Raw genomic sequence first — 11,471 nt, forward strand, 5'->3', positions numbered from 1 at the left:
GCGGGGAGGAAGCGCGACCATGACGATCACAGCGCCAGAACCGGTGGACTTCGCCGATCCGGAAATCATCGCCGCGCCGCAGCCGGTGCTCGACCGCCTGCGCGAGGAACAGCCTCTGCACTGGAATCCCTCGCTCAAGGGCTGGTTCGCCACCCGCTTCGAGGATGTCCGGCAGATCCTGTCGAGCCCGCACTTCTCGGTCGAGAAGTTCGGTCCCGTCATCGAACGCGCCGACGGCGAGGCCCGGGCGCGGCTGGAAACGCTGGCGAAGGTGCTGAGCGACTGGATCGTCTTCATGGACCCGCCGGGCCACACCCGGCTGCGCCGGGCGATGCGCACCGGCTTCATGCCCCGCGACATGGACGCCCTGGAGCCGAAGGTGCACGAGCGGGTCGACCAGTTGCTGACGCCGCTGGAAGGCTCCAGGGGCGCGGAACTGAAGGCGGCCTTCGCCAACCCGCTGCCGGCCATGGTGATCGGCGACCTGTTCGGCGTGCCGGAAGCGGACATCCCCGAACTGCGCCGCTGGGCCGATGCGCTGGGCAAGTTCGTGCTCGGCGGCCGGCAGACACCGGACCGCCACCGCCTCGCCCAGCAGGCGGTGCTCGACTTCGTCGCCTATCTCGAGCGTCTGGTTGCCGAGCGCCGCGCCGATCCCCGCCCCGACCTCACGACCCACCTGATCCGCTACGAAGAGGACGGCGACCGACTGAGCAACGAGGAGATCGTCCATTCCATCCTGCTCTGCGTCTGGGCGGGCTACGAGACGACGGCGAATCTGATCGCCAACGGCACCATGGCGCTGGCCCGTAATCCGGCGCAGGCCGAGCGGCTCGCCGCCGACCCTTCGCTGATCCCCGACGCGATCGAGGAATTCCTGCGCTTCGAAGGGCCGGTGCAGGCGCTGGTGCGTGTGGCCAAGCAGGACGAGACGGTGGGCGGCGCGGCCATCAAGGCCGGCGACCGCGTCTTTGTCTCCCTGTTCGCCGCGAACCACGACCCCGCCCGTTTCGCACACCCGGGCGAGTTCGACCCGGCGCGGCAGCGCAACCGCCACCTCAGCTTCGGTCACGGCATCCATCTCTGCCTCGGCGCACCGCTCGCCCGTCTGGAGGGCCGGGCGGCATTCGAAGGCCTGCTGCGGCGCTTCGGCGATTTCCGCATCGTCGAGGAGCCGACCTGGCGGGACGAACTGATCACCCGCACCGCCGAAGCCGTGCACATCGGCTGGACGCCCAGGACATGAAGAAGGCATTCATCACCGGCGTCGCCAACACCCGCTGCGGGAAGCTGCCCGAGGAAAGCGCCCTGTCGCTGCACGCCACCGTCGCGCGCGAGGCGGCGGCCGACGCCGGCATCGACCTGAAGGACGTGGACGGTCTGCTCTGCGCCTATTCCTTCACCGAGCCGCATCCGATGCTGGCCCACGTGGTCGCAGAGTATCTGGGCATTCAGCCGGCCTTTGCCGCCTGCGTATCGGCCGGCGGCGCCACGGGCGCACTGCACGTGATGACCGCGAAGGCTCTGGTCGAATCCGGCATGTGCCGCAACGTGCTGTGTCTCACAGGCGACAACCGGCTGACCGGCATGGCGCCCGGCGCGGCAGTGGCCGCGCTCGCCGACTTCGGCCACAGCGAGTTCGAGGTGCCCTATGGCATCACCATTCCGGCCGCCTACGGCCTGGTGGCGCAGCGCTACATGCACGACACCGGCCTGACGCTGGAGCACATGGCCCACATCGCGGTCACCACCCGCAATCACGCCCGCCGCCACCCGGACGCCCAGATGCGGAAGCCGCTTTCGGTCGAGGACGTCATGGCCAGCCGCCCCATCGCCGAGCCGCTCCGTCTGTTCGATTGCGCGCTGATTTCCGACGGCGCGGCCGGCATTATGGTTTCCGCCGGGTCCACAGGCGGCAAGCCGGCCATCCGCATCCTGGGTGCCGGCCAGAAGGGCACCCACGAGCACCTGATGGCCGCACCCCGCGACCTGCAGAGCTTCGGCTGCAAGCACTCGGCCGCCGACGCCTTCCGGGAGGCCGGCATGACGGTGAAGAACATCGACGTGGCCGAGATCTACGACAGCTTCACCATCACGCTCGCGATCGAGCTCGAATCCATCGGCTTCTTCGAGAAGGGTACGGTGGGCCCGGCCGCCGCCGAGGGCGCGCTGGACCTGGGCGGCGCCCTGCCCTGCAACACCCATGGCGGACTGCTGAGCTTCGGCCATTCCGGCGCGGCGGGCGGCGCCTTCCACGTCGTCGAGGGCGTGCGCCAGCTACGCGGCGAAGCGGGCGAGCGGCAGGTGAAGGACGCCGCCACCTGCTACGTCCACGGCGACGGCGGCACGCTGTCGGCCCATGTCTCCCTGATACTGGAGCGCGCGGCATGAGCGACGCCAGGGCCACGACCAAGCCCGTCCCGGTCCCCACCGTCGATTCGGAAGGCTTCTGGACCGCCTGCGCCGGGGAGCGGCTGACCGTCCAGCGCTGCGGCGCCTGCGGCGCGGCGCAGTTCTATCCGCGCAACCGCTGCACCGCCTGCGGCTCGGCAGACCTGAGCCTCATCGACGCGGCCGGGACCGGTACGGTGTTCACCTTCACTGTCAATCACCGCGCCCCGACCGCGGCTTTTGCCGCGGAAGCGCCCTATGTCATCGCGCTCGTCGACCTGGACGAGGGGCCGCGCATGATGATGAACGTTATCGGCTGTGCGCCGGCGGAGGTCTCGATCGGCATGAAGGTCCGGATCGTCTTCGAGGCGCGTGGCGGGATGAAGCTGCCCCAGGCGACACCTGCCTGACTTGCCACGCGGAGCAGGCGCGGCTATCTCTCGCGCGGTAACCACGCCCCGGACCCGAGGATAGCCCATGCTGGCGATTGCGACCCTGATCGATTACGCGATCACGTTCTACATCATCTGCCTGATCGCGAACGCGATCCTGAGCTGGCTGGTGGCCTTCAACGTGCTGAACCCGCAGAACCCGATCGCGCGGCAGATCGGCTATTTCCTGTTCCGCATCACGGAGCCGGCCCTGGCGCCGATCCGGCGGCTGCTGCCCGACCTGGGCGGCATCGACATCTCGCCGATCGTCCTGATCGTGCTGCTCAGCGTGCTCCGCACCCTGATCATCTGCGACATCATGGGTCTGTGCTCCGGCTACACCTGACCGGCCCCATGCGCCTCGACCTGAAGGTCACGCCCGGCGCGCGGCATGAGGGCTTCGACGGCTGGTTCACGGACGCGGACGGACGCCGGCGGCTTAAGGTCAAGGTCACGGCCGCGCCGGAAAAGGGCAAGGCCAACTGGGCGGTCATCAAACTGCTGGCGAAGCGCCTCGGCGTCGCGCCGAGCGACATCGAGGTCGTCCACGGGGAAACCGGCCGCGACAAGACGCTTCAGATTGCCGGCCCGGACGAGGAGTTGCGCCGGCGCATCGAGACCATCGGAGGGGGCACGGGATGAGCGGAGACAACATCATCGACGGCAAGGCGTTCGCCGCAGAGGTCCGCGCCCGCGTCAAGGCGCAGGTCGACCGGCTCGTCGCCGAACACGGTCTGAAGCCCGGCCTGGCCGTGGTGCTGGTGGGCGAGGATCCGGCAAGCCAGGTCTATGTCCGCAACAAGGCGAAGCAGACGGTGGAATGCGGCATGCGCTCCGACGAGATCCGCCTGGAAGCCACGGCAACCCAGGAGGAGGTGCTGGCCGTGGTCGACCGGCTGAACGCCGACCCCGGCATCCACGGCATCCTGGTGCAGCTGCCCCTGCCCGATCAGATCGACGAGTCCGCGGTGCTCGACCGCATCGACCCGGACAAGGACGTCGACGGCTTCCACGTCGTCAACACCGGCCGGCTGCAGATCGGCCTGCCGGCGCTGACGCCCTGCACGCCGCGCGGCTGCATGATGCTGCTGCACGACCGGCTGGGCGACCTGTCGGGCAAGCATGCCGTGGTGGTGGGCCGCTCCAACATCGTCGGAAAGCCCATGGCGATGCTGCTGCTGCACGCCAACTGCACCGTCACCATCGCCCACAGCCGCACGAAGGACCTGCCCGGCCTCTGCCGCCAGGCGGACATCGTCATCGCCGCAGTGGGCCGGCCGAAATTCGTCCAGGGCGACTGGATCAAGGAAGGCGCGGCGGTGATCGACGTCGGCATCAACCGCATTCCGAAGGAAGACGGCAAGACCCGGCTGGTGGGTGACGTGGACTTCGAGGCCGCCGTTGGCCATGCCGGTCTCATCACGCCGGTGCCCGGCGGCGTCGGCCCCATGACCATCGCCTGCCTGCTGGCCAATACGGTCACCGCCGCCTGCATGGCCGCCGGCATTCCCGAGCCGCAGGTGACGGCCTGAAAGGCCGGGCGTAGACTGCCTTCCGGGGATTGACGCGGGGGGGCGATCAGATGACCGATCCGAAGACGCCGAAACAAGCCAGCGAAGCCACGCTGGCGGCGAACCGCGGGCTGGCCGGGAAGCTCAATTTCGCCGACCGCGACGACTTCGAGAACGCCGCCCGCGGCCACGTGGCGAGTCTCGACGGCGGGGTCATCGCCACCGAGCGCGGCACGAAGGTCTGGGATCTCAACGTCTACGATTTCCTGGACGGCGACGCCGGGATCGACACGATCAACCCCAGCCTGCTTCGCATGGCGCGGCTCAACATGCACAACGGCCTGTTCACGGTCACTGACCGGGTCTGGCAGGTCCGCGGCCTCGACCTCGCCAACATGACGATCATCGAGGGCGATCAGGGGCTGATCCTGATCGACTGCATGACCACCGCCGAGGTCGCCCGCGCCGGACTGGAGCTCTTTTTCGAGCACCGTCCGCGGCGCCCCGTGAAGGCCCTGATCTACACTCACAGCCATGTCGACCATTATGGCGGCGCCCGCGGCGTGCTGACGCCCGAGGAGGCCGCCTCCGGTGCGGCGCAGGTCTTCGCCCCCGACGGCTTCCTGGAGGCCGTGGGCGGCGAGAACGTGCTGGCCGGCAACGCCATGACCCGGCGCGCGCAGTTCCAGTTCGGCGGGCTGCTGAATCCCGGGCCGCGCGGCCAGGTCGACGCCGGCCTGGGCAAGGTGACGGCGCGCGGCACGATCAGCCTGATCGCGCCGACCGACATCATCGTCCAGCCCGTGGAGCGGCACATGGTCGACGGCCTCGCCATCGACTTCCACCTCGCGCCCGGCACGGAGGCGCCAGCGGAGATGCACATGTTCTTCCCCGACCTGGGAGTGCTGAACATGGCCGAGAACGCCACGCCGCTGCTGCACAATTTCTGCCCGCTCCGGGGTTCGGAGGTGCGCGATCCGCGCATCTGGTCGCACTTCCTGGCGGACGCTGTCGAACGCTTTGGCGCGAAGACGGAGGTGCTGATCTGCCAGCACCATTGGCCGACCTGGGGACGCGAGAACGTCACCGGTTTCCTGCAGCGCCAGCGCGACCTCTACAAGCACATCCACGACCAGACGGTCCGGCTGATGAACCATGGCTGGCGGCCGGCGGAAATCGCCGAAGCGCTGGACCTGCCGCCGTCACTGGCCGACGACTGGCGCATGCGAGGCTACTACGGCACCGTCAGCCACAATTCCAAGGCCGTCTTCCAGCGCTATCTGAGCTGGTACGACGGCAATCCGGCGAACCTGAACCCGCTGCCGCCCGTCCCCGCGGCGCGGAAATATGTCGACTACATGGGCGGGGCGGCCGACGTGCTGGCGAAGGCGCGCGCGGATTTCGACGCCGGCGAGTACCGCTGGGTGGCCCAGGTGCTCTATCATGTGCTGTTCGCCGACCCCGAGAACGGGGATGCGCGGCACCTGGCCGCCGACGCCTTCGAGCAACTCGGCTACCAGGCCGAGAGCGCGACGTGGCGCAACGCCTATCTCTACGCCGCACAGGAGCTGCGCCACGGCGTGGTCAAGCTGCCGCCGCGGCCGATCCTGAGCCCCGACCTGCTGGGCGCGGTGGCGACCGAGACGCTGTTCGACTTCATCGCCGTGAGGCTCGACCCGGCGAAATGCGCCGGCATGAGCTGGCGCATCAACTGGCATCTCACCGACCGCGAAGAGCGCGTCTGCCAGACGCTGGCCAACGAGACCCTGACCCAGATCATGGGCAAGGTCGCAGACGACGCGCTGGCCACGGTGACGACGCGGCGCGATGTGCTGGTCGCGCTGATCGTCGGCAAGGCGACCGTTGCCGAGGCTCTCGAAGGCGGCGCGCTCACCGTCACCGGCGATGGCTCGGTCGTGACGGGCCTGTTCGACATGCTTGACGGCTTCGACATGCAGTTCGACATCCTGACTCCCGGCCCGGAGCATCTCTGAACCGCCGGGCGGGAAATCCCCCGGACCGGAGGCCGCCATCACCGACGACGCCAATCTCGACGACCTGATCGCCGACCTGCGCCGCCAGGACCCGGACCGGCTCTACATCGCCCTGTTCGCGCCGCCGGCCCTGCGCGAGCGGCTGATCGGCCTCCATGCCTTCAACCTGGAAGTCGCGGCGACGCGGGAGCGCGTGTCCGAGCCCATGCTGGGCCAGATCCGGCTGCAATGGTGGCGCGACGCGCTGGACGAGATGCGCCGGGGCGACGAGCCGCGCCGCCATCCGGTGGTTCGATCGCTGGCAGCCTGGATGCCGGCGGCCGGCGAGGCGGCCTTCGATCTCGCCCTGGAACTCGTCAACGCGCGCGAACGCGATCTGGAGGACGCGCCTTTCGCCACGGTGAAGGACCTCGGCGCCTATGCCGAGGCGACCTCGTCGAACCTGGTGCGGCTGGGCCTGCTCGCCGCCGGCGTGACGGAGACAGCCGCGCACGATGCGGCGCAGGCCGCGGGCCGCGCCTATGCCCTGGCAGGGCTGCTCCGCGCGGTTCCGTTTCATGGCGCCCAAGGGCGGATAATGCTGCCGGGCGACCTCCTTGGCCGTCATGGCATTGCCGACGCCCGGCAGTCCATCGGGCGGCGCGATCCCGGGAAGCTGAAATCGGTGCTGACGGAACTGGCCGAGATGGCGGAGCGCGACCTGATGTCGGCACGGGCCGTTCGCAGCCTCCCGAAAGCGGCGCGGGCGCCGCTGCTGATCCGCCCCCTTGCCCGGCTCTACCTGAAGCGCCTCCGGCGCGCCCGTTTCGACCTGTCCGAGCCGCGCATCGACCCCGGCAATGCGGCGAAGATCGCCGCCCTCTGGCGCGCCCGCTTCCTGGCCTGAACCTGGACGACGCTTGCCGCCCGCGCGGGCGGATGCCAAATGCGCCCCGTGGCTTCGAACCCAGGAGACTTCTTTGCATCTCTTCACTTGCCCGGCCTGTGGTGGCCGACTGTTCTTCCGCAACCTGACCTGCGCCTGCGGCGCATCTGTCGTCTTCGACCCCGAAGCCGGGGGGTTCGCCACAGACGGCGCTGAATGCGCCAACCGGGCGGAGATCGCCTGCAACTGGCTCGCCCGCGATGGCGGCCTCTGCCGCAGCTGCGCCATGACGGAGGTGGTGCCGGAAACATTCCACGGCGAGAATCGCGGGCACTGGCAGGATGCCGAACTGGCCAAACGCTGGGTGCTGGCCAATCTCGCCCGCTGGGGCTGGCTGACCGGCGCCGATCCGGGGCCCCGGCCCGTATTCCACATGCTGGCCGAAGCCATGAGCGGCGGCGCGCAAGCGGTTTCCATGGGTCACAAATCCGGAATCGTGACCATCAACGTCACCGAGGCCGACGACGTCATGCGCGTGCGGCGGCGGGAGGACTTCGACGAGCCGCTGCGCACCATGATCGGTCACTTCCGCCACGAACTCGGCCATTTCTTCTTCGAGCGCCTGGCCGTCGACAACGGATTCCCGGAGGGATTCCGCGCGCTGTTCGCCGACGAGCGGATCGACTACGGCGCCGCCCTGAACGAGTACTACCGTCAGGGCCCCTATCCCGGGTGGGAGGGCCGCCACATCACGGCCTACGCCGCCAGCCACCCGCACGAAGACTGGGCGGAGAGCTTCGCGCACCTGCTGCACCTGACAGACATCGTGGACAGTTTCGCGGCCGCCGGGCTGACCGGCGAAGGCCTGCCGACGGCGACTTACGACGCCTATGCGGAACAGGATGCGGCGACGCTGCTGGCGTACGGCGCCCGGCTGGGCGTGGCGCTGAACCACGTCAACCGCGCCATGGGGATTTCGGACATCTATCCCTTCGTCCACACGCCGGCGATCGCGGAGAAGCTCCGCTTCGTGCATCGTTGGATGGCGCGCGGCCTCAGCGGCACCGCGTCAGCCGACCGGTAAAAGACAAACAGGATCGGAAAAATGGTCGGAGCGGCGGGATTCGAACCCACGACCCCCACACCCCCAGTATGGTGCGCTACCAGGCTGCGCTACGCTCCGACGCGGGCGAACATAGAGGAGGTTCGCCGGGCTTTCAATCGCCTGCTGCAAGGCGCTGCAGATCGGATTTGAGCGTCATCAGTTCGCCGCGCAGTTCGTCCAGCGCCCGGCGGCGGATCACCGAAAGTTCCTCGGCCGCCGACGCGGTGTTGCCCGCCGGCCGGCCCGAGCCCTGCTCCCGGAACAGCTGCTGCACGCCCTTGATGGTGTACTTGTCGTCGTAGAGCAACTGGCGGATATGCTGCAGCACCTCGACGTCCTCGGGGCGGTAATAGCGCCGCCCGCCGCCGCGCTTGAGCGGCCTGATCTGCGGGAATTTCGTCTCCCAGAAGCGCAGCACGTGCTGCTGCACGCCCAGTTCCTCGGCGACTTCGCTGATGGTGCGGAAGGCTTCGGGCGATTTGGCCATGCGATCTGCGCGGACGGCCGTCAGCCGCGGGCGGGCCGGCCGAGCAGCCCTTCGTTGATCGCGTCCTTGAGCACGTGGCTGGCGCGGAACACCAGGACGCGCCGCGGATCGATCGGCACCTCCTCGCCCGTCTTCGGATTGCGCCCCACGCGCCCGCCCTTCTGGCGCACCTGGAAGCTGCCGAAAGAGGATATCTTGACGGTATCGCCCTCCGAGAGGGAGTCGGAGACCTCCTGCAGGATGGACTCGACCAGTTCCGCGGATTCGTTCCGCGACAGGCCGACCTGCTGGTAGACTGCTTCCGCGAGCTGAGCTCGCGTGACCGTCGAGCCACTCATCTGAAAACCCCCCTGACACGCTTTGCCGCGTGGATGCCTTTCGACCCATTACGCGGGAAAACAACGGGGATGTCAAAGCGTTGCGTGTAATTCGCCGACGCGGGGCGAAGCGGCTACCAGCGTACCAGCGCCGAGCCCCAGGTGAAGCCGCCGCCCATCGCCTCCAGCAACAGCAGGTCGCCGGGTTTGACCCGGCCGTCGGCAATGGCCGCCGCCAGCGCCAGGGGCACGGAGGCGGCTGAGGTATTGCCGTGCTGGTCGACGGTCACCACCACCTTGGCGGGATCGAGCCCGAACTTGCGGGCGGTGCCGTCGAGAATGCGCTTGTTGGCCTGATGCGGGATGATCCAGTCGATGTCGCCCGCCTGCAGCCCGGTGGCGTCCAGCGCCTCCTGGATCACGGCCGAGAGGTTGGTGACGGCATGCTTGAAGACCTCCCGCCCGGACATGCGCAGATGGCCCACGGTCTGGGTCGAGGACGGGCCCCCGTCGACATAGAGCAGGTCGTGATGACGGCCGTCGGAATGGATGTGCGTGGTCAGAACGCCGGGGCTGTCGTTCCCCCCCTCGCTCTCCTGCGCCTCCAGCACCACCGCGCCGGCGCCGTCGCCGAACAGCACGCAGGTCGTGCGGTCCTCCCAGTCGAGAATGCGCGAGAAGGTCTCGGAGCCGATCAGCAGACAGCGCCGGAACTGGCCCGCCTTGAGGAAATTGTCGGCGGTGGCGAGGCCGTAGATGAAACCCGAGCAGACGGCCTGGATGTCGAAGGCCGCGCCCTGGCGGACGCCGAGCCGCGCCTGTACCTGTGCCGCCGTCGCAGGGAAGGTGTTGTCGGGCGTCGCCGTGGCGACGATGATCAGGTCGATATCCTCGGGCCCCACGCCGGCGGCGGTCATCGCCTTGAGCCCGGCGGCCACGGCCAGGTCGCCGGTGGTTTCCCCGTCGGCGGCGATATGACGGGTCCGGATGCCCGTCCGGGCGACGATCCACTCGTCGGAGGTGTCGACCCGTTCGGCCAGTTCCGCGTTGGTCACGACGCGCTCCGGCAGATGGCCGGCGCAGCCGGTGACGACAGTTCGAATCATGCATTCCCCGCGTTCGGTTGCGGATCTTCAGCCTTGAACCCCGCCTGCTCGAAGTCTCGGGTGATTCGGCCGACCATGCCATCCCGAACCATGTCGGCCGCCAGCCGGACCGCCGAGGTGAAGCCTGTGGCGTTGGCGCCGCCATGGCTTTTCACGACGACCCCATTGAGCCCCAGGAAGACCCCGCCGTTGTAGCCATTGGGGTCGAGACGCTCGCGCAGGCGCCTGAAGGCGCCGCGGGCGACGAAGGCGCCCAGGCGACCGGCCCAGGAGGCCGTCATCGCCTGGCGGAGCGTGTAGGCCACCATGCGCGCCGCGCCTTCATGGCTTTTCAGGGCTACATTGCCACTGAAGCCGTCGGTGACAACCACGTCGACCACGCCGCGGGTGATGTCGGTGCCTTCGACGAAGCCGTGATAGCGGAAGCCGGGATTGTCCATCGCCCGCAGGCGTTCGGCGGCGCCGCGCACCACCTCGTCGCCCTTCAACTCCTCCTCGCCCATGTTAAGCAGGCCGACCGACGGAGTCTCCCGGCCCAGCACGGCGCGGCAGAAGTCGGCGCCCAGCAGGGCGAACTGCACCAGATTCGTCTCGTCGCAGACCGCGTTCGCGCCCAGATCCAGCATCACGCTTTCGCCCCGCATCGTCGGCATGAAGCCGGCGATCGCGGGCCGGTCGATGCCGGCGATCGGCCTGAGCGAGAACAGCGACATGGCCATCAGCGCGCCGGTGTTGCCGCCGGAGACGACGCCCTGCGCCTCGCCGTCGCGCACCGCGTCGATGGCCAGCCGCATGGACGATTTCTTGCCCCGGCGCAGCGCCTGGCTCGGCTTGTCGTCGGACGCTATCACCTGATCGGTATGGCGGACCTCGACATAGTCCTTCATGCCATCGTCCATGTAACGGCCGATGGCGTTCCGGTCGCCGAAGAGGATGAACCTGATATCGGGGATCTGCAGCCGGGCGGAGCGGAGCGCCTCAACCACCACCCTCGGCGCGTGGTCGCCGCCCATCGCATCGAGCGATATGACGATTGAGCGATCCATCCACTGTCCCCGCGGCAACGCCGCTATCAGGCGATGTCGCCGCCTTCGGTGACTTCGCGTTCACGGTAGTGGCCGCAGGCGGGGCACAGGTGATGCGGGCGCTTGATCTCGCCGCAGTTCGGGCATTCGTGCGTCTTTGCCGCCGACAGCTTGTCGTGCGACCGGCGCATCCCCCTGCGGGAGGGTGAAATCTTGCTCTTGGGTACAGCCATGTTTCT

At 68.6% G+C, this 11,471-nt stretch carries 13 protein-coding genes, 1 tRNA gene and 1 pseudogene; 9 read left to right on the forward strand and 6 right to left on the reverse strand.

Annotated elements, in window-relative coordinates:
- The first annotated feature begins 19 nt into the window (after nucleotides 1-19).
- From CWC60_RS08805 to CWC60_RS08845, 9 genes are all read left to right on the forward strand, one after another.
- Nucleotides 20-1,246: a cytochrome P450 gene (locus tag CWC60_RS08805; RefSeq protein ID WP_164516444.1), complete on the forward strand. Its 1,227-nt coding sequence runs from the start codon at nucleotides 20-22 to the stop codon at nucleotides 1,244-1,246.
- Nucleotides 1,243-2,391 (forward strand): thiolase family protein, encoded by a 1,149-nt coding sequence (locus tag CWC60_RS08810; protein ID WP_109793627.1) that lies wholly within the window; start codon nucleotides 1,243-1,245, stop codon nucleotides 2,389-2,391. Before CWC60_RS08805 ends, CWC60_RS08810 begins: the two co-directional genes overlap by 4 nt.
- Complete coding sequence (locus tag CWC60_RS08815; RefSeq protein ID WP_109793628.1) at nucleotides 2,388-2,801, forward strand: Zn-ribbon domain-containing OB-fold protein; 414 nt, start codon at nucleotides 2,388-2,390, stop codon at nucleotides 2,799-2,801. The genes CWC60_RS08810 and CWC60_RS08815 overlap by 4 nt, the downstream gene beginning before the upstream one ends.
- Before the next feature lie 67 nt (nucleotides 2,802-2,868).
- Nucleotides 2,869-3,168: a YggT family protein gene (locus CWC60_RS08820; RefSeq protein ID WP_109793629.1), complete on the forward strand. Its 300-nt coding sequence runs from the start codon at nucleotides 2,869-2,871 to the stop codon at nucleotides 3,166-3,168.
- Nucleotides 3,150-3,464: a DUF167 domain-containing protein gene (locus CWC60_RS08825; protein ID WP_125182747.1), complete on the forward strand. Its 315-nt coding sequence runs from the start codon at nucleotides 3,150-3,152 to the stop codon at nucleotides 3,462-3,464. Before CWC60_RS08820 ends, CWC60_RS08825 begins: the two co-directional genes overlap by 19 nt.
- The gene (folD, locus tag CWC60_RS08830; protein WP_109793631.1) at nucleotides 3,461-4,354 is read left to right on the forward strand and encodes a bifunctional methylenetetrahydrofolate dehydrogenase/methenyltetrahydrofolate cyclohydrolase FolD; all 894 of its coding nucleotides are present in this window, start codon (nucleotides 3,461-3,463) and stop codon (nucleotides 4,352-4,354) included. The genes CWC60_RS08825 and folD overlap by 4 nt, the downstream gene beginning before the upstream one ends.
- A 50-nt stretch (nucleotides 4,355-4,404) precedes the next feature.
- A complete protein-coding gene (locus CWC60_RS08835; protein ID WP_109793632.1) occupies nucleotides 4,405-6,327 on the forward strand; it encodes an alkyl/aryl-sulfatase in 1,923 nt (640 codons plus the stop codon).
- A 76-nt stretch (nucleotides 6,328-6,403) separates the two neighbouring features.
- Nucleotides 6,404-7,213, forward strand: a complete 810-nt coding sequence (locus tag CWC60_RS08840; RefSeq protein WP_277422323.1) for a phytoene/squalene synthase family protein — start codon at nucleotides 6,404-6,406, stop codon at nucleotides 7,211-7,213.
- A gap of 73 nt (nucleotides 7,214-7,286) precedes the next feature.
- Nucleotides 7,287-8,276, forward strand: a complete 990-nt coding sequence (locus CWC60_RS08845; protein ID WP_164516445.1) for a zinc-binding metallopeptidase family protein — start codon at nucleotides 7,287-7,289, stop codon at nucleotides 8,274-8,276.
- A gap of 22 nt (nucleotides 8,277-8,298) precedes the next feature.
- Here the strand turns inward: CWC60_RS08845 and CWC60_RS08850 are convergent.
- The 6 genes and pseudogenes from CWC60_RS08850 to rpmF all read right to left on the reverse strand — a co-directional run bounded on the left by CWC60_RS08850 (nucleotide 8,299) and on the right by rpmF (nucleotide 11,465).
- Nucleotides 8,299-8,375, reverse strand: a tRNA-Pro gene (locus CWC60_RS08850).
- 175 nt (nucleotides 8,376-8,550) lie between these two features.
- Nucleotides 8,551-8,784, reverse strand: a pseudogene (locus CWC60_RS24375) (MerR family transcriptional regulator); the annotation flags it as partial.
- A 20-nt stretch (nucleotides 8,785-8,804) separates the two neighbouring features.
- Nucleotides 8,805-9,122 carry an integration host factor subunit alpha gene (locus tag CWC60_RS08860; RefSeq protein WP_109793636.1) on the reverse strand — a complete coding sequence of 106 codons (318 nt, stop codon included), beginning with the start codon at nucleotides 9,120-9,122 and terminating at the stop codon, nucleotides 8,805-8,807.
- A gap of 113 nt (nucleotides 9,123-9,235) precedes the next feature.
- The gene (locus CWC60_RS08865) at nucleotides 9,236-10,207 is read right to left on the reverse strand and encodes a beta-ketoacyl-ACP synthase III (RefSeq protein WP_109793637.1); all 972 of its coding nucleotides are present in this window, start codon (nucleotides 10,205-10,207) and stop codon (nucleotides 9,236-9,238) included.
- Nucleotides 10,204-11,253, reverse strand: coding sequence for a phosphate acyltransferase PlsX (gene plsX / locus CWC60_RS08870; protein WP_109793638.1), 1,050 nt, complete (start codon nucleotides 11,251-11,253; stop codon nucleotides 10,204-10,206). Before plsX ends, CWC60_RS08865 begins: the two co-directional genes overlap by 4 nt.
- 26 nt (nucleotides 11,254-11,279) lie before the next feature.
- On the reverse strand, nucleotides 11,280-11,465 hold the full coding sequence (gene rpmF / locus CWC60_RS08875) for a 50S ribosomal protein L32 (protein WP_109793639.1): 186 nt from the start codon (nucleotides 11,463-11,465) through the stop codon (nucleotides 11,280-11,282).
- Between the last annotated feature and the right edge of the window lie 6 nt (nucleotides 11,466-11,471).

This window comes from Minwuia thermotolerans (genome assembly GCF_002924445.1).
In the GTDB taxonomy this organism is placed as follows: Bacteria; Pseudomonadota; Alphaproteobacteria; order Minwuiales; family Minwuiaceae; genus Minwuia; species Minwuia thermotolerans.